At 57.0% G+C, this 16,442-nt stretch carries 17 protein-coding genes and 1 pseudogene; 4 read left to right on the top strand and 14 right to left on the bottom strand.

Annotated features, from left to right (window positions below; all coding sequences use genetic code 11):
- The first annotated feature begins 12 nt into the window (after positions 1 to 12).
- On the top strand, positions 13 to 660 hold the full coding sequence (locus ACOWVD_RS01950; protein WP_049240589.1) for a hypothetical protein: 648 nt from the start codon (positions 13 to 15) through the stop codon (positions 658 to 660).
- Positions 650 to 841: a hypothetical protein gene (locus ACOWVD_RS01945; RefSeq protein ID WP_015378216.1), complete on the top strand. Its 192-nt coding sequence runs from the start codon at positions 650 to 652 to the stop codon at positions 839 to 841. The genes ACOWVD_RS01950 and ACOWVD_RS01945 overlap by 11 nt, the downstream gene beginning before the upstream one ends.
- 45 nt (positions 842 to 886) lie before the next feature.
- On the opposite strand, the gene cbl is transcribed toward ACOWVD_RS01945, so the two are convergent.
- The 3 genes and pseudogenes from cbl to chaB form a co-directional block, all read right to left on the bottom strand.
- On the bottom strand, positions 887 to 1,840 hold the full coding sequence (cbl, locus tag ACOWVD_RS01940; protein ID WP_004934716.1) for an HTH-type transcriptional regulator Cbl: 954 nt from the start codon (positions 1,838 to 1,840) through the stop codon (positions 887 to 889).
- 302 nt (positions 1,841 to 2,142) lie between these two features.
- Positions 2,143 to 2,838 carry a gamma-glutamylcyclotransferase gene (locus tag ACOWVD_RS01935; protein WP_021504033.1) on the bottom strand — a complete coding sequence of 232 codons (696 nt, stop codon included), beginning with the start codon at positions 2,836 to 2,838 and terminating at the stop codon, positions 2,143 to 2,145.
- Positions 2,839 to 3,090: 252 nt separating this feature from the next.
- Positions 3,091 to 3,316: pseudogene (gene chaB / locus ACOWVD_RS01930) on the bottom strand (putative cation transport regulator ChaB).
- 130 nt (positions 3,317 to 3,446) lie between these two features.
- On the opposite strand from chaB, the gene ACOWVD_RS01925 reads away from it, so the two are divergent.
- Both ACOWVD_RS01925 and chaA read left to right on the top strand, forming a co-directional pair.
- The gene (locus ACOWVD_RS01925) at positions 3,447 to 4,265 is read left to right on the top strand and encodes a siderophore-interacting protein (protein WP_273890087.1); all 819 of its coding nucleotides are present in this window, start codon (positions 3,447 to 3,449) and stop codon (positions 4,263 to 4,265) included.
- Between the two features lie 294 nt (positions 4,266 to 4,559).
- Positions 4,560 to 5,663 carry a sodium-potassium/proton antiporter ChaA gene (chaA, locus tag ACOWVD_RS01920; RefSeq protein ID WP_004934723.1) on the top strand — a complete coding sequence of 368 codons (1,104 nt, stop codon included), beginning with the start codon at positions 4,560 to 4,562 and terminating at the stop codon, positions 5,661 to 5,663.
- Between the two features lie 36 nt (positions 5,664 to 5,699).
- Here chaA and lpxO read toward each other — a convergent pair whose 3' ends face one another.
- From lpxO to ACOWVD_RS01865, 11 genes are all read right to left on the bottom strand, one after another.
- Positions 5,700 to 6,602: a lipid A hydroxylase LpxO gene (lpxO, locus tag ACOWVD_RS01915; protein ID WP_021504035.1), complete on the bottom strand. Its 903-nt coding sequence runs from the start codon at positions 6,600 to 6,602 to the stop codon at positions 5,700 to 5,702.
- 327 nt (positions 6,603 to 6,929) lie between these two features.
- Complete coding sequence (locus ACOWVD_RS01910; RefSeq protein WP_033643461.1) at positions 6,930 to 7,148, bottom strand: DNA-binding transcriptional regulator; 219 nt, start codon at positions 7,146 to 7,148, stop codon at positions 6,930 to 6,932.
- Between the two features lie 79 nt (positions 7,149 to 7,227).
- A complete protein-coding gene (locus ACOWVD_RS01905) occupies positions 7,228 to 8,397 on the bottom strand; it encodes a phage late control D family protein (RefSeq protein WP_421105399.1) in 1,170 nt (389 codons plus the stop codon).
- Positions 8,394 to 8,879: a phage tail protein gene (locus tag ACOWVD_RS01900; RefSeq protein ID WP_033652271.1), complete on the bottom strand. Its 486-nt coding sequence runs from the start codon at positions 8,877 to 8,879 to the stop codon at positions 8,394 to 8,396. Before ACOWVD_RS01900 ends, ACOWVD_RS01905 begins: the two co-directional genes overlap by 4 nt.
- A 12-nt stretch (positions 8,880 to 8,891) precedes the next feature.
- Positions 8,892 to 11,339 carry a phage tail tape measure protein gene (locus ACOWVD_RS01895; protein ID WP_421105398.1) on the bottom strand — a complete coding sequence of 816 codons (2,448 nt, stop codon included), beginning with the start codon at positions 11,337 to 11,339 and terminating at the stop codon, positions 8,892 to 8,894.
- Positions 11,332 to 11,451, bottom strand: coding sequence for a GpE family phage tail protein (locus ACOWVD_RS01890; protein ID WP_071796738.1), 120 nt, complete (start codon positions 11,449 to 11,451; stop codon positions 11,332 to 11,334). Before ACOWVD_RS01890 ends, ACOWVD_RS01895 begins: the two co-directional genes overlap by 8 nt.
- A 32-nt stretch (positions 11,452 to 11,483) precedes the next feature.
- On the bottom strand, positions 11,484 to 11,786 hold the full coding sequence (locus ACOWVD_RS01885) for a phage tail assembly protein (RefSeq protein WP_421105397.1): 303 nt from the start codon (positions 11,784 to 11,786) through the stop codon (positions 11,484 to 11,486).
- A gap of 57 nt (positions 11,787 to 11,843) precedes the next feature.
- Positions 11,844 to 12,362 carry a phage major tail tube protein gene (locus ACOWVD_RS01880; RefSeq protein ID WP_128868480.1) on the bottom strand — a complete coding sequence of 173 codons (519 nt, stop codon included), beginning with the start codon at positions 12,360 to 12,362 and terminating at the stop codon, positions 11,844 to 11,846.
- A 16-nt stretch (positions 12,363 to 12,378) separates the two neighbouring features.
- Positions 12,379 to 13,548, bottom strand: coding sequence for a phage tail sheath protein (locus ACOWVD_RS01875; RefSeq protein WP_197759709.1), 1,170 nt, complete (start codon positions 13,546 to 13,548; stop codon positions 12,379 to 12,381).
- Between the two features lie 274 nt (positions 13,549 to 13,822).
- Positions 13,823 to 14,344 (bottom strand): tail fiber assembly protein, encoded by a 522-nt coding sequence (locus ACOWVD_RS01870; RefSeq protein WP_421105396.1) that lies wholly within the window; start codon positions 14,342 to 14,344, stop codon positions 13,823 to 13,825.
- A 1-nt stretch (position 14,345) separates the two neighbouring features.
- Positions 14,346 to 16,439 carry a phage tail protein gene (locus ACOWVD_RS01865; RefSeq protein ID WP_421105395.1) on the bottom strand — a complete coding sequence of 698 codons (2,094 nt, stop codon included), beginning with the start codon at positions 16,437 to 16,439 and terminating at the stop codon, positions 14,346 to 14,348.
- Positions 16,440 to 16,442: the final 3 nt, after the last annotated feature.

The following is a 16,442-nucleotide window of genomic DNA, read 5'->3' as shown; positions in this document are numbered from 1 at the left end:
AATGACGGGCAAATGGCAAACCATCCATCAGAAAATGGCTGCTCACTCCTGCATGAGAGAGCGATAGAGCAAACGCTGGCAGACATGAACAGCGTGCTGCTTGAGTCGAATCTGTTTATGACTCGTCTGACGGTACAAGACCGGCGCTGGCAAAAAGGCAGAAAAAACGGCCATACGTTAAATTGGCGCTCTCTGTTTAAATATCATGTCCAAATGCCGATGAGTTTCGCTTTTGTCTACCGGCAAATAGCCAGCCCGCTGAGCCGCGCCGGCTTTTGCCTGTGCCGTTATCTCCAGGCGGAGAACGTTATCGAACTTGTCGCGCTGGAGAATTTCTCCCTGCGCGAAACGCAACATCCCCTGAAAGGCAATATGCTGCGCAACTGCTTGCAGGCGCTATATCTGTATGGGCTGAACCTGCAAGAGCAGGGGCTGACGCCGGCGTATCCGCCGGACATACTTATCAGCCACGCCATTAATCATCGCGTGTTAGCACTGTATACACGTCAGGCCGCCTTTGAAGTAATACCCGGCACCATGACATGTAAAACCAGCTTCAACGCACTGAAAAAGTACATACAATCGCTGGAAAAATACGGTGCCAGATGTGATAAGGTGCGTATAAATAACGAGCAGCAAGGAAGCCAAAATGGAAAATAAGGATCTGACCGACCCCACGCTCTCCATTCAAGAGCAAAAACGCATCGCCATCGAGATTTTACGTCAATACCATCGCTGGGAGATGGCTAACCCACGTCCAGCCGAAGAACTCCCGGAATGGGAAGCCATCGGCCCGTTCAGAAAAAGCAAGCGTCACCTTATCGAACGTACCGATGACTGACCATGCATTAGCCCGCGAGCGATCCTGCAGGGCAATCCCGTGTTGTTAAATCTGGTAGTCAATCACCGCATCCAGCTGCGACGAGAACACCTTGTCTTTGATTTCGGTCAGCGACAACGTCGGGTTGCACAGCTGAATAAAGCGCCAGGCATAGTTGCGCTGCAGCTGGCTGCGTTTCAGGCCCAGCCAGACCGTATTGGGTTCAAACAAATGCTCGGCGTTGAGGCTGACCAACCCGCGATCGCGCTCTTTTTCATACGACATGTCCGCCAGCACGCCCACGCCCAACCCCAGCTCGACATAGGTTTTAATCACGTCGGAATCTTGCGCGCTGAGCGCGATGTCCGGCGTCAGGCCCGCTGATTTGAACGCCGCATCCAGCTTCGCGCGGCCGGTAATGCCCTGGCGGTAAGTGATCAACGGCAAGGTGCTGAGCATCTCCAGCGTCACCTGCGGCTGCCGCGTCAACTCGTGCCCTTCCGGCACCAGAATGGTGTGATGCCACCGGTAGTAGGGGAACGCCGCCAGCGACTCGTCGCTCATCAGCCGTTCGCTGGCAATGCCGATATCGGCTTCACCGGCGGCCAGCATCGAAACGATCTCCTCCGGGCTGCCCTGATTGAGCACCACCCGCACCCGTGGATAAAGCGCGCGAAACTCTTTGATCACCCCCGGCAGGCTATAGCGCGCCTGGGTATGCGTCGTCGCGATATGCAGCTGCCCCGAATCGTTGCTGCTGAAGACATCCGCCAGGCGACGGATGTTGTTCGCGTCGTTAAGAATGCGCTCCGCCACCACCAGCAGCTCTTTGCCGGGTTCGGTCATGCCCAACAGCCGCTTGCCGCGGCGAATGAATATTTCGATGCCCAGCTCTTCTTCCAGCTCGCGAATATGCCGGCTAACGCCGGACTGCGAAGTAAATAAGGTATTGGCGACCTCGGTCAGGTTGTAGTTGCAGCGCGCCGATTCGCGAATAATTTTTAATTGTTGAAAGTTCATCCCCGTCTCCCTGTTACTTGCAGTAGCGTCTGCCATATTGATACGGAGTCCTGCGGGGCTGAACAAATAAGAAATAACCTTTACTTATGCAATTTAATACTAAGTGAATTATTTATCGTGGCTCTCGGGGGGTGAGGACGGGGGAAAATGATGAATGGCTTTAAAAATAATGAGATAAATAACCACACAAATAAAGAGCCTTAAGTCATCATGCAGAATAAAGTTATTAAATAGAGGTATTAGATATATGAAAAAAGGCTCAGCATGCTGAGCCCTTCAGTGTCTGCTGCCCTGCTAACGCCTCAGGCGGTAGCCTCGGCCCCGAAAGCGCCAGGGCGGTTCTGTTGCAACCACTGCTGTACATAGCGCACCAGATCGCCGATGCAATCATCCTGCATGCCGTGGTGTTTCAGCTCGTTATCCAGCGCAAACAGGTATTGCGCGTTGGTACCCAGCGGGCCGCTGGCGCTGGCGATCAATGGCGCGATCACCTGGTGGCTGGTGTCTGCTTCAAACAACGGGTGCTGCGCGTTCATCACGAACACCAGCGCCGTGACGGTCTCTCCGCCATCCAACTGCAGTTCACACCAGGTCGGCACGTAGCAGTCGGTCACCATTTCGCGCTTCCAAAGCAGCTCCAGCTCTTCACGCAGCTTACCTTCCGGCAGACGAAACGCCAATCCGGTGGTCTGACCGCCCTCTTTCAGCGCCAGCATGCGCCCCGGCTGATGCAGCGTGCCGCGCCCGGCGGTCAAACGCATGCAGAACGCCCGATGCCAGCCCTGCAGCATGGCGGGCCGCACTTCTTCAGATTCGAAAACCGGATTCCACATCAGCGAACCGTAACCGAATACCCATACCGGGCTGTGATCCGGCCGGCGCGATAACGTGCATTCCAACGAGGCTGCGCGCTGTTCAGGCGTCAGCAGCAGCGACTCCTCAATAGCGCCAAAGGCGGTTTTGCAATCCGCTTTTTGCAGAAAATCTCGCGTTAACACTGTTACAACCTCCCGGGAATACGATTTCTCGTCCTCCCTCGCCACTACTGAACCTTTGCAATTTTATTTTTTGGTGCGGAATTTTATTAATTCAATAACCGCGCCGATTAATAATGACCATATTCTTTTCCCGCCACGCAATCAAGTTGCAAAGCGGCGTTAACGTGGAAAAGTATTTGTACTGAGCAGCAATAATATTAATTGCCGAGGTCAGCATAACGTCTGCGCGTTTTTTACCGGGGCATAAAGGCGTTACTTTTTATGCCAGCGTTCGTCGTCGCCCTTGCGATAGCTTTGCTTGACCGCCGCCCAGGCCACCTTATGCCGTCTCCTCCCGGCTGTCGTCACCGCGCCGATCGTCGGGATCCCGGTATTGTTGCCAGGCGCTGTTGAACGCTTCTTTATAGATCGCCTGCGCATGTTCCGGTAGCACATGCTTTACATTGTCCGGCAAGTCGCTCGTGTCTTGGTATGGCATCACGTCCTCCCGTGCGTATTGCGTGAACCTTAAGCCTAGCTCACACGCGGTTGCGCCTCAATGAGCAAACAATTCTCATTATCAAACGGCATGGTATACTCACCGCCAAACGAACTATAAGGAGATCCTCGTGACTACCGAAGCCCCTCGCTCACGCGCCCCCTACCTGATCGCCGTCAGCGCCGTACAGGACATTACGCCGCACCTGCGCCGCATCACCTTTACCGCGCCCGATCTGCGCTACTACCCGGCCAACGCCGCCGCCGCGCACATCAAGGTCTTTTTGCCGCTCGCCGGCCAAACGCAGCCGGATCTGCCGACGCTGACTGAAAACGGCCCGCGCTGGGCTGCGGATGCCGTGCGCCCGATCGTGCGCACCTATTCCATTCGCGCCGTGCGCCCGGAACAGGCGGAAGTGGACATCGAATTCGCCATTCACGATCACCTGGGACCGGCGGTCGACTTTGCGCGCCAGGCGAAAATCGGCGATAAAATCGGCATCAGCAATCCAGGCGGCCCCAAACCGATGCTGCCGGCCGCCGACTTCTACTGCCTGGCGGGCGATCCTTCCTCGCTGCCTGCGTTGGCCGCGCTGCTGGAAAACCTGCCGCCGCACGGCGCCGGGCGCGCTTTCATCCGCGTCGACAGCACTGCCGACGTGATTGACCTGGAAAAACCTGCCGGCGTTGAGGTGAATTGGATCGTCGGCGGCACGGAGAAAACCGACGAATTGATCGCTCGGTTCCGCGCGCAGTCCCTGCCGCAGGGGGAAGCGCACTTCTGGCTCGCCGGTGAAGATCGCCTGGTGGTGGAGCTGCGCCGTTACCTGCGCCGCGAACGTCAATGCGATCGTAATCGTCTTTATGCCGTGCCTTACTGGCGTGAAGGGCTAAATGAAGAGGGATACCACAATAAACGGCATGAAATCATGGATAATATTGACGACTAGCGGTCGTATTTTCCTTGATTAACCACGCACTAAATAAGTAAACACGACTTTTCTCAAATCTAACGTTGTAAATTGACGTTATTGCGTAAAAGTAAGTAAATAAAACCGCACTCCGTGCGGTTTTTTTGTTACTCTGATCACATAAAGCAAGCAATTGCTTTCTCAGATAAAAACAACATCACACCGGCGCCGCGGGTGTATCCTAATATAAAATACCTACTGGAAACGCAGAGTTGCCGCATCACGGCGACCGGCGCTGACGGGCTACGCTGTTTGAGAAGGAGTGCCACCCTCATGAAGTCGCAACACGATCCTGGCCGATCCACCAAATCTCGCCACACCGAATACTCGCTGATCTTCCCCATCGCCGCGCTGGTGGTGTTGAATTTATGGGGCAGCACCGCTAACTTTCCGCTGATCGTCGGCATCAATATTCTCGCGCTGGTGGGGATCCTCAGCAGCGCCTTCAGCGTGGTGCGCCACGCCGACGTGCTCGCCCACCGACTGGGCGAACCCTACGGCTCGCTGATCCTAAGTTTGTCGGTGGTGATCCTCGAAGTCAGCCTGATTTCCGCGCTGATGGCCACCGGCGACGCCGCGCCGGCGCTGATGCGCGACACGCTGTACTCCATCATCATGATCGTTTCCGCCGGCCTGGTCGGCTTCGCGCTGCTGCTCGGCGGGCGCAAGTTCGCCACCCAGTACGTCAACCTCGGTGGCATCAAACAGTACCTGATGGCGATTTTCCCGCTGGCGGTGATCGTGCTGGTGTTCCCGAGTGCGCTGCCGGGCGGCAACTTCAGCACCGGGCAAGCGCTGCTGGTGGCGTTGATCTCCGCCGCCATGTATGGCGTATTCCTGGTGATCCAGACCAAAACCCACCAGAGCCTGTTCGTGTACGAGCATGAAGACGACGATGGCGATCCGCACCACGGCAAGCCCTCTTCGCACAGCAGCGCATGGCACGCCGCCTGGCTCATCGTGCACCTGATCGCGGTTATCGCCGTCACCAAGTTCAACGCCAATCCGCTCGAAGGCCTGCTGACCAAGATGAATGCACCGGCGCAGTTCACCGGTTTCCTGGTGGCGCTGCTTATCCTGTCGCCTGAAGGCCTGGGCGCGCTGCGCGCCGTGTTGAACAATCAGGTGCAACGCGCCATGAACCTGTTCTTCGGTTCGGTGCTGGCGACCATCTCCCTGACGGTGCCGGCGGTGACCATCATCGCTACCCTGACCGGGCAGACGCTGATCTTCGGCCTGCAAACGCCGCATATCGTGGTGATGTTGACGGTGTTGCTGCTGTGCCAGCTGTCGTTCTCGACCGGCCGCACCAACGTGCTGAACGGCACCGCCCACCTGGCGCTGTTCGCCGCCTACATGATGACTATCTTCGCCTGATCAAAAAGGGGCGCACTCTGTGCGCCCCTGCCTGCGTTATACCGAGAAGAATATCGCCGCGGCGATCCCCCCGAACAAAATCCACTTGATGATGTAATAGCCGGTGCGGTTCCAGGCCTTCAGCCGTTTCCCCACCCGGCGTATCGCATAGATGTATTTGAACATCTTGTTGACGCCGCCGGTGCGATCGCCCTCTTCATTCGGCGCGGTGGCGGCGCTCATCAGGTTGCGCCCCAGCCAGTGATTCACCGCCTGTGCCCAGCGGTAGCGCATCGGCCGTTCGATATCGCAGAACAGGATCAGGCGATTCTGCCCGCTCTGGTTTTCCGCATAGTGCAGATAGGTTTCATCGAACATCACCCCTTCACCGTCACGCCAGCTGTAGCGCTCACCGTCCACCTCAATGAAGCAGCGGTCATCATTGGGGGTAATCAGCCCCAGGTGATAACGCAGCGAACCGGCGTAAGGGTCACGGTGGCGCGGCAACCGGCTGCCGTCCGGCAGTTCGGCGAACATCGCCGCCTTGACCGAAGGCAGGCTGCGCAGCAGTTCCGTGGTCTGCGGGCACAGGGTCATGGCGGAGGGATGGCTGTCCTCATACCATTTCAGATAAAAGCGTTTCCAACCGGTCTTGAAGAACGAGTTGAAACCGGCGTCGTTGAATTGATCGGACGCTTTGATCTGCTGGATCTCCATCAGCTTCTGTCCTTCGTCGCGGATGGTTTCCCAGTTCTCCCGCAGTACCGTCAGCTCAGGAAATTGCTCCGGCTTCAGGTACGGCGTGGTCGGCACACGGGAAAACAGATACATGAAGACGTTCAACGGTGCGGTAAAGGTGGAATGGTCAGACAGCTGCCGCCACACGTTGTAGCGCACCCGCCCGCGGTAATGCACATAGACGACGCATAAAATAAGCAAAAGCAGAATGATGTATTTCATGTTTGAATCGCATCAAAGAACCCACACGTTATGCGCCGCGCGGCGCACACCCCAGATAGTGTCCTTTTGGCGCCGCACGCAAATTGCGCGCCAATCTGGAACTCATTAATCATTGACGCTAATTCAAGGAAAATCTATACAAAAAACCACAATAATTTACACAAAGGTTAAACGCAATGGTAAATAGGCGGCGATAAAAAAGGCCGCCGAAGCGGCCTAGCAAAGATACATTAGTCATTTGAAGTAAAAGGATTTACTTCGAAGCGTGTCCACGCATTGACCACACTTCGAAAAAAAGCCCCGGATTTCCGGGGCTTCTTCGTTCTGTTACATCAACATGCTTTGCTGACCGTAATTGTTTGGGTGCGGCAATACCGGCACCACATGGCCGGGCTTCATAATGGTGCGCTCGATGGTTTCCATGGTGACAAATGTATGACTGCAATTGATGTTCTGACACTGGTGATAACGCTCTTTGGTGTTCTCACTGAGATAACGACTTGAACGAGCGTGTGCAGCAGTTCCGCAGATATTGCAATGAAACATAATTTATCACCTCCACCATTCAACATTGATAAAGTGATTTTAGACTTTTTGTCTTTAATATCAATTAATTATTATCGATTTAATCTTGTGAAATTTCCTCCTCGTACTCCACATCAGAAAGCTTCACCTCAAGCTCTAACGCCGTCGTGTAGCCGCTATCGCTGAGTGAATGGGTCACCTTAGTGATTATCCACGCCTGCTCATCTATGACGCGCTTAAACCCCTTCACCGCTACCGGTGTTTCCGGATATAAATCTGCACGCCCCATGGCGAGACTGATAGAAAACTCCGCCACACCACGTTGCAGCTTGTCCCACTTCGCCAGTGCGGCGCGCATCGCCTGCGCCTTGCTGGCGTAGACTGTAGTGATGGCAAACACATTATCGGCCTCGCCGGTCATGTATTCCCCTTCCCTCGCCTCTTTCGGCTTGGCCACCGTCTTCTTGGCAGTAACCGGCTTAGCCTTGGGGTGTTGCAGCGCGCGCAGGTGCTGCGGCTTCGGTTTGCGTTTGAGCTTGACCCGCTGCTGTTGTGGCTTCGGGTCTTTGGTGTGCAGCCATTTCGCTGTAACGCCGGTATACGCGGCCCGGTCAGCGATCGCAAATTGATGTCGGTCACCGTCGCGGCGCTCGATGGTCGTCTGCGGTATCGGCTTACCGCTGGCGGTCACGCCATTACCGGCCCGGATAAATAGCAACCTCCCGGCTTTTATCGACACCTCCGCCCCGTTACGGCTGGCAAGTCGCGTCAAAAACTTGGCGTCGGACTCCTGCGACTGGTCGATATGCGGGACTTTAATCCCGGCCAGCTCTTTCGCAACGCGGGCGGCTAGTTTGTTCCTCTCGGCAATTTTGCCAATCACCGCACCGAGTGTCGTGTCATGATAAGACTCCTCCCGGCGGGCATTGAGCGAACCGCGAAAATCAGCGGAGCGGGCGCGAATAGTCAGCGTGTCCGGCGTTCCCCGATGCTCTATCTCGTCGACGGTAAAGTTGCCTTTGTTGAACAATGGCGCACCCTGCCAGCCAAGATGAAGCGAGAGCACTGCGCCCCGGCCGGGCATCATGACCTGACCGTCGGCGTCGTCCAGTTCGATATCCAGCTGGTCAGCCTCAAATCCGCGGTTGTCCGAAAGCGTCAGGGAGAGCAAACGGGAGCTGATATCGTGCGTGATGTCCTTATCGCCCATCTTGAGCATAAACGCCGGGGCGATGGTTGCCCCTGCATCCAGCGTCATCCCGGTAATCATTGGAACAGCCCTCCCGCCATGTTCCCCGCCTTGGCCGCCAGCTCGCTCACCTGACCGAGCATCCCCTCGGCCTGCGCCTGCAAATCGCCATACATGGCCGTAAAGGATTCATCCACGCGCGTGAGCGTGAGCGTAAACTCGATGCGGCGGGCGCTGCCGGTGGAGAAAAACTCCGTGCGGGTTTCGCTGACGCTGTTCACGACAAACATGCCGTAAATGGTGCCTGTCCCTTCCAGCAGCGGCCACGCCTTGCCCTCGGCCGCCATCGCATCGAGCAGTTGCATCGAGATTTTGCCACCGGTGATTTCGGGCAGCAGTACGCCGGAGAGCGTGATTTTTTCCTCATTCACGCCGAGAAATTGCAGCGCAGGCCGCTGGCCGACGCGGCTGTTTGACGGCCAGCGATAATCTACCGAGCGCGCCAGCGTTTGATACGGCACCGTCTGCAACTGGAACACAAACAGCCCAAGAATCAGCATCATCAGCACAACCCCTTAATCCATCGCCATATTTGAGCGTTGCGCCGCGCGGCGCTTGCGCTCCCGTTCTTCCACCACGTCCAGCAACATCCGCTTGGTTTCCGCCACGCTGGCTCCGCCGGGGTGCTGGCTGCCGACGTGGAAATTATTGACGCTGTTATCCACATAAGATTTCCCGCCCCCTGCCGTAACCGGTACATAACCGCCCGTCAGCAAGCCACCCGACGGGGAATACCCGCGCCCGTTCGCCCCGTTGGCGTAGTCATTGGCCTTCTGCGCTTTCTTGTCGAGGTCGCTGGATTCAGCATTGATGACGCCAAGCTTTTCCAGCACCCAATCAATGCCCTGACGCAGCTTGTTGAATGCCCTGAGCGGCAGCATCAGCACGTCGGCCAATCCGCGGCCAAACGCCAGCCCGGCGTTTTTACAGTTGTCGAGGGTCTCCTTCGTCGACTTCACCGGTTCGATTAAATCTTTGAACCATTGCCAGACCGCCTTTAGCTTCTCGCCGAGCCAGTCAAAAACCGGCTTCAGCGGCCTGAACAACTCGCCAACCGGCGCAAATGCACTGATAAGCCCCTCAATAACGCCGCTGAAAAAGGCGCTGATAGGCTGCCAGTATTTGCGGATCAGCAGCGCACCGGCCACGATGGCCGCACCCACCGCCACAATCGGCCATGTCAGCGCGCCGAGCACCGCCATGATGGCCCCGCCCACCACGCTAAAGGCCGTCCCCAGCGCGCCAGCAACCGCAATGATGCCGTTAATCCCCATGATGACCGGCCACGATGCCAAACCAATCGCCCCCAGAGTGCCGACAATCGCAAGGCCACCGAGCGCGACTTTGGCCAGCGTCCCGGCAAGCTCTTTGTTGTTTTTGATCCAAAGGTCAATTTTCAGCAGGAACTTTGTCGCGCGGGTTGTCAGCTCTCGGAAAGGCGTTTCCAGTTGGTCATACATGTCGATGCCGATGGCCTCATAGGCGGACTGAAGCTCTTTCAAATCCCCGCCGAGGTTGTCCTGCATGACTTTAACCAGCTCCTCCGTCTTGCCGTCAGACTCCCGAAGCAACTTGGTCAGGCGGTCAAGCTTGCCGGAAGCCGCATCCCCCATCAGCACCGCTGCGGCCGACGACGCTTCTTCGCCGAAGATGACTTTCATGTACTCCGCGCGCTGGGCGGTGCCGAGCTTGTTTTTATCGAAGCTCCTTTGCATTTCCTTCAGGATGGTGAACAGCGGCCGCATATTGCCTTTGCGGTCGGCGGTTTTGACGCCCAGCTCGCCCAATGCGTCATTCGCTTTACCCATGGGAGCCTGCAACCGGGTAATCACTGCGCGGCTCCCCGTACCGGCCATAGAGCCGGTAATTTTGGCATCCGCCAGCGCCCCGGCAATGGCAGCCGTTTCCTCGACGCTGATACCGGCATTTTTCGCCACCGGCGCGGCATAGGTCAGGGTGTCGCTGAGTCCCTCGAAGTTGGCGGCGCTCTTGTTCATGGTCTGCGAAATCACATCACCAATGTGCGCGACTTTGTCGTTTGTCAGCCCAAAAGCGGATTTCACCCCCATCAACAGAGTGGCGTTTTCCTCCATGGTTTTACGGTTGGCCAGCGCCATATTGAGCGTGACCGGCGTCGCGGCGGTGATCGCATCTTTGTCGCCGCCCGCTTTGGCAATGATGATTTGGGTCCCGGCAGCGTCATCCGCCGACGCTGCCGTGTTATCACCAAGCTGCCGCGCTTGCGTGCGAAGCGCCACCATGTCAGCCGAGTCTTTTGCCACGCCGAGCACAGCCTGTAGCTCAGAGTTTTTTTGCGCAAAATCATACCCCGGCGTCAGGAGCTTTTTGGCCGCAAAACCGCCCACGGTTGCGGCACCGACACCCGCAGCGCCCGCGCCCGCCACACTGCCCGCCAGTTGCTTTCCGGCCTGATAGCGCTGGCTCACTGCGCTGAGTTTTGCCTGCTGCTGGCTGACGCGCGACAACGCCTCCCGCTGGCGGTTGAGCTGGGCGGTGGTCTCACTGATGGAGGATTTCAGGCGACGCTCGTCGGCGGCGAGGGTGCGGGTGTTAATCCCGACCTGCGCCAGCTCTTGGCGCTGACGCTGCACCGACTGACGCAGCCCGTTATATTTGAGCTGCAACTCGGCGGCCGAGCGTTTGGCCGCCTCCATCAGTTGCGCCTGTGCGCGGGTCGGCTTCTCGGTGTTTTTAAACTGCACCGCCAGCGCGGCGGCTTCCTGCTTGGCCTTTGCCAGCGCCTGACCGGTGACGGCAAGCTGCGCGCTCGATTTGCGGAATCCCTCGACACGCCCGGCCTGTGCGCTCAGTTCTTTGAGGTTTTGCCGTGTGTCGCGGATTTGTGCAGACAGCGATTTACTCGCTGTCTGGATGCTTTTAAACGGGCGGCTCGCTTGGTCAACGGCTTTGAGTAGCACCTGCAACCTGACGTTGTTACTCATTCGTTTGTCCGCTTCGGTGTAGCGCTTTGTCGCGCCAGTTGAGGAGTTCTTGCGGCGTCATCGGGTAAAGCTCTGACGGCGGCCAGTGAAAAATCGTCGCGATATCCGCCATCAGGTCATCAACCGACAAACCGGCAGGAAAATCTAGCGTGCCGAACTCGGTGCCAAAAAACCGATAACCTTCCCGGCCAGCGCCACAAGGTCAGGCAGCTCCAGCGCTGCGACTTCACTTTCGGTCAGGGGCGGATAGGTCATGCGCGGCAGCACCTTAATCAGCGCATCGACTTCAGAGTTAGCCAGCGCGGCCAGCCCGACGCCGCGCAGGGTGCCTGCGTTGGGCTTGGTCAGCGTCACCGTATCGATAAAGGTTTCGCCGCGCTTGACGGGAGTATCCAACTTCACGACGTTCGGGTTTTCGGTTATGGCGATGATGTTTTCATCTTTCATGATGTGATTCCAGTTCAGTCAGGGGAATGGCGGCCGGACCTGCCGACCGCCCGGTGATTACAGCCCGATATTGCGACGGTGCTGCGCCAACATGTCGACGCCGTTCACGCGTTCAACCATGTTGACGGTGTCCACCTCGATGCGCTCTTTGCCGTCGACGGTCAGCTTGAAATAGGTGCATTGCGTCGAGATTTTTGTCTCGGTGTTCTCGCCCTGTTTCTGATCGCCAAAATCAAACTCTTTGTGACGGCCACGCAGCACAATCTCAACGGCGACCACATCGCCGGTGTCATCGCGCTGGTAAGAACCGCAAAAGCGCAGCGGCACCGATGCGGCACTGGCGGCGGCGTACTGCGCCCAGAGCTGGTCATCGGGGAAACCACCGATAGTCCACTCGACGCTGAGGGCATCGTCGTCTAACCCCATATCGACCGGGGCAGCGCCGTTCATACCGCCGCCGCGATAGTTCTCCAGCTTGCGCGTCAGTTTCGGCAGGGTCACAGAGCTGACCACGCCCATATAGCTCAGGCCGTCATTAAACAGGTTGAGGTACTTCAGTTTGCGCGGGAGTGCCATGGTTTAACGCATCCTCTTAGCTGTTGACGCCAGCGGCCAGATTCACCAGATATTTATCGGTGATACGCTGGCGCAGGGTCAGGTCTTCCAGTGGTGGAACCGGGGTATAGTCATAATCGATATACAGTTTCCCGGCTTTCAGGGTCTCTTTATCGTTGGCCGATTCGTCGTACCAGCAATCCGCGTCGATAATGTAGCCGTTGGATTTCAGCTCACGGAATTTGGCTTTGATGCCCTCGACAATGTCGCGGATAAGCGTGGCGGTGACGGGCTTATCCACCGCCCACATGTGCGCCTCGGCCATGGTGTCAGCCAATACCTGCGCGGTGCGGGTGTAGTTTTCGAACAGGAACAGCGGGTCATCAGAGCAAGAGCGGTTGCCCCAGAAGCGAAAACCATCTTTACGCACCAGCGTGGTGACCCCGGCCTCATTGAGCAGGTCGGCATCGGTGCCGGGTGCCTGCAAATCCCAGAACACGCTGGCGGAAATGCCGGTCACGCCATTGACGCCGACGTTAGAAAGCGTCTTATGCCAGCCGGTTTCCGTGTCGATTTTGGCGCGCAGCCCCAACGCACGAGCGGTGGCATGAGCCGTGGTGCTGACGTTGCCGGTGGTATCCCACGCGAGGAAATCCGGCCAAATGAGCATCAGTTCGCGCTGACTGAAATTGTCGCGGTAGGCGATGGCCTCGGAAATGCTTTTGCAGCCGTACGCGCTGATGTAACCGAACGCGCGCAACTGCTGGCAAATCCCGGCCAGCGCCGTCGCCACTTCCAGCGAATCCAGCCCCGGCACGCCCAGAATGCGAGGTTTCACACCGGTAACGGCCTGTGCTGTGAGCAAGGCTTTCATGCCGGTATAGCGGCCGTTCTCGTCAGCGCCGCCGATGATGTTTGACGTGGTTTCCGCCGCATCTTTGCCCTCTTCGACGCGCACAACAACCGTCACGGGTTTGCACTGGTCGCCAATGGCTGACAACGCTTTCGCCAGCGTGCCGGATTTCCCGGCCTTACCGGCAGCGGCAATCACATCGGTAATCAGTACCGGGGTGTTGAGCGGGAAAAGCTTCGGGTCGGCCTCTTTGCCGGTGCAGACCATGCCGACGACAGCCGTCGATACGGTAGAGATGACGCGCGTGCCGTCATTAATTTCGACGACGCGCACACCGTGATGATAATCGCCCATTAACTTGCTCCATGGTGAGTAGGTGCAGGCATGATGACGCCCGACGCACCCGGCCGCACGCGGTGGGCGCTGGAAGGCCGACCAGACAACAGACCGGGCCGGATTGGGGAGCTTGGCGGGAATGACGATCGTTTGCGCCGATCAATAACGCCGCATTGATCTATGCAATCAATTGGACGGATTTTAGCCGGGCGGGGTAAGGTCGAAGAGTAGACGCGGCAACATCAGGGAAAGCCGCAAATACAAAAGCCCGCATCGCTGCGGGCTTTTTTTCTTAGAGGCCGGGAACCACTGGCCAGTTAATCTCCGGGGCTGACATATCAAGACGATTCACCGTCACACGGTATTTTTTCCAGTCCGCCAACAGCGCTTTTTCTTCCTCGGTCGCCATATCCAAATCAACAGCATCCTGAAGCGGCGCGACAGCCTTACCCGCGCTCGCCAGCAATTCATTTTTTCTGGCTTCAGCGCTCGCCATCCTTTCTTCAACGGAATAGATGCGCTGGCTCACCTTCTTACCGTCAAACACCCACTCACCATTAGCCAGACAGCGCTTTGGTAGTTTCGTTGGGTTCAGCTCAATAACCGATAAGCCAATCGGCCACAGCATCGACACATCGCTGTTAATCGCGCAGATAATGCCGCTTTCGTCATAAGCCAGTTTTACGGTGTCCGGCGAAAACAATTTTTGCGCGGCGTACCAGTCAATACCGTTTTCATCCTGAAGATAAATCACGTTCTCACCGAGGAATAACTCTTCCGGCGTGTATCTCTTCAAATTCTTAATGTGTTGCATTTTACACCGTTCCAATTGTTGCCCATGTGCCGTTAATCAGCACCTGAACCGCTGAATAAGCGCCCCAGATTGAGGGGTTGTAGTTTGAGCCGGACATGCCGGTATAAACGCAGCCCGACGGTAAATCGATGCGGCCGCCGGTATCCGCGATAACCGTGCGCCCGGCCATGCGCACGCCCTGAACCAGATTCTGATACGCCCAGTTCTGCGCATTGTTCTGCGCAGCCGAGATATTTTGATTAAGCCAGTTGCTGAGGTATCCGCCCCAGCAGCTGCCTTGAACGTTACCGTCAGGGTGCCACGTCGTCCCGCTGGAGGTGGTGATCGCAGGCCATTTACCGCCGATATGAATACCCGACTCAAAAGCGGCGGCGCCGGTTCTGACATCCACAGAGAACGGACGCAGGGTGTTGAATGTGCCGTATTGGTCATTTTCGTTTGTCAGCAGCAGATAAAGCCGGTTGCCGTCATTGCGCCAGAAGGAACCGAACCCGCCGCCAACCATGCGATAATTATCAATATGGGTAGATTGGATCTCCGCGCTGGTCTTTAGCGTCCCGGTTAGCTGCCCGCCAGTCTTCGCCAGATAGCGGCCATCTGATTCGGTTTTATTCCACGCGTTAACGTCACCGGCCAGCAAATTCACATCAGCGGACAGCGGCTTACCGTTCACCTTGATAGAGCGCAGCGCGTATTTCTGCGCGGCCTGCGCATCCGTCAGCGCGCCAACGTCAGCCGCCGTCGGTTTGTAGTCCGTCGTATAAACTCGTGCCCAGCGGAGCGAAGCCGAGTTGTCTTTTCGCATCGAGCGCAAATAAAACGCCATATCGCCGGAGCCTACGGCAAATTGCACATTGCGGAACTCGTTCACTTTCCCGGTAAACAACACCCCCATGCCGCCCGGCACGGGATACCCTTTGTTGGTGTTGGCGACCAGTGACTCAACGGTAAAGCCATTTTCGCGATTTAAGTCATCGTCAGCATTGGCGGTATTTTCGTTCGGGAATACGATACGCGGCAGAGTTAACGCCCCTTTCATCGTGTCGCCGGTCTGTTTCACAAATCGGCCATCGGACTCTGTTTTACTCCATGCGCCAACGTCTGCCGCCGTCGGTTTAAACTTCGTCGTATAAGCCTGAAACCACACCACCCCATTACTGGGGATATTCGAACGGCCAAAGAATGCGTTGCCGTTGTTTTGTACCGCCATATACGCCCCCGACGGCCCACCATCGCAGGGCAAACTAAGCACGCCATAAACATCTCCGCCCGGCGTATTTTTTGACGAACTATTAACCCGGTAGATTTCAGCCTGATTGCAATACGCATCTTCCCGGTGACGTGAGCCGCTTCCCAATCCAAATGCGCCGACCTCCATCAGTTGCCCACCCTCTACCCCGACGTTTTTCGTCGCGGCCGTACCTAACGCCAAATTGCCGCGCGCGGCGGCCTTGTCGGTCAGGTCTGAGAGGTTCGCGGCCTTCTTCATGCTGGCATCGTTGACCGCTTTTAACGCTTTGGGCGTGCTGGCTTTCGTTTCGTCGGTACTGGTTGTCGCGCTGCTCAGCTGTACCAGCCCTTTCGCCGTGGTGCTGGCATCGGGGTGATTGCGGGTTTTCTCATGCGCAGTAATCGCGTCGGTAACATAGTCTTTTGTCGCCAGAACGGTATCACCACCGGCAATCACCTGAATCGCCTCGGTGCTGCTGACAATCAAAATCATACGCAGCGTCTGCGTGCGGCCGCTGCCCTCTTCGAGCTTCGGCTTGTAGCTCTCCGCCATGTTGCTGACGGCAATCAGCGTCCCGGCCTCATCATAGAGCCCCATCTCACGCAGCCAGAAGCCGCCGACGTTCGCAGGGATAATCATCTCAGCCAGAATGTGATTTTTCAGTGCCTTATCGATGGTCAGCCCGTTGAGCGCCGCGCGGTATTTCTCGTTGACGAGTTTTGTTTGCGCCGGACTGGGCGTCGGCAGCGTGCCGTTCCCATCGCCGACGGCCATAGAGACGATTTTCAACTGCGTGCCGCCCGCGCTGGCGGCGGCAATCTTGGCCGCCCCGGCGGTGGTAATAATCGCTTTGTATTTGCTCATGAT

Source organism: Serratia sp. SA088, from assembly GCF_049065515.1.
Taxonomy (GTDB): domain Bacteria; phylum Pseudomonadota; class Gammaproteobacteria; order Enterobacterales; family Enterobacteriaceae; genus Serratia; species Serratia nematodiphila.
Note: the sequence above shows the minus strand (reverse complement) of the source record. Positions and strands in the feature narration are given on the sequence as shown.

Excerpts from the sequence above, each read along its gene's own strand:
- ACOWVD_RS01890 (WP_071796738.1), bottom strand. The coding sequence starts at position 11,451 with ATGGCGGATATCGCGACGATTTTTCACTGGCCGCCGTCAGAGCTTTAC.
- ACOWVD_RS01905 (WP_421105399.1), bottom strand. The coding sequence starts at position 8,397 with ATGATTACCGGGATGACGCTGGATGCAGGGGCAACCATCGCCCCGGCG.
- ACOWVD_RS01880 (WP_128868480.1), bottom strand. The coding sequence starts at position 12,362 with ATGGCACTCCCGCGCAAACTGAAGTACCTCAACCTGTTTAATGACGGC.
- lpxO (WP_021504035.1), bottom strand. The coding sequence starts at position 6,602 with ATGAAATACATCATTCTGCTTTTGCTTATTTTATGCGTCGTCTATGTG.
- ACOWVD_RS01885 (WP_421105397.1), bottom strand. The coding sequence starts at position 11,786 with ATGAAAGATGAAAACATCATCGCCATAACCGAAAACCCGAACGTCGTG.
- cbl (WP_004934716.1), bottom strand. The coding sequence starts at position 1,840 with ATGAACTTTCAACAATTAAAAATTATTCGCGAATCGGCGCGCTGCAAC.
- ACOWVD_RS01875 (WP_197759709.1), bottom strand. The coding sequence starts at position 13,548 with ATGGGCGATTATCATCACGGTGTGCGCGTCGTCGAAATTAATGACGGC.
- ACOWVD_RS01900 (WP_033652271.1), bottom strand. The coding sequence starts at position 8,879 with ATGATGCTGATTCTTGGGCTGTTTGTGTTCCAGTTGCAGACGGTGCCG.
- ACOWVD_RS01870 (WP_421105396.1), bottom strand. The coding sequence starts at position 14,344 with ATGCAACACATTAAGAATTTGAAGAGATACACGCCGGAAGAGTTATTC.
- ACOWVD_RS01910 (WP_033643461.1), bottom strand. The coding sequence starts at position 7,148 with ATGTTTCATTGCAATATCTGCGGAACTGCTGCACACGCTCGTTCAAGT.
- ACOWVD_RS01945 (WP_015378216.1), top strand. The coding sequence starts at position 650 with ATGGAAAATAAGGATCTGACCGACCCCACGCTCTCCATTCAAGAGCAA.
- chaA (WP_004934723.1), top strand. The coding sequence starts at position 4,560 with ATGAAGTCGCAACACGATCCTGGCCGATCCACCAAATCTCGCCACACC.
- ACOWVD_RS01865 (WP_421105395.1), bottom strand. The coding sequence starts at position 16,439 with ATGAGCAAATACAAAGCGATTATTACCACCGCCGGGGCGGCCAAGATT.
- ACOWVD_RS01950 (WP_049240589.1), top strand. The coding sequence starts at position 13 with ATGGCAAACCATCCATCAGAAAATGGCTGCTCACTCCTGCATGAGAGA.
- ACOWVD_RS01895 (WP_421105398.1), bottom strand. The coding sequence starts at position 11,339 with ATGAGTAACAACGTCAGGTTGCAGGTGCTACTCAAAGCCGTTGACCAA.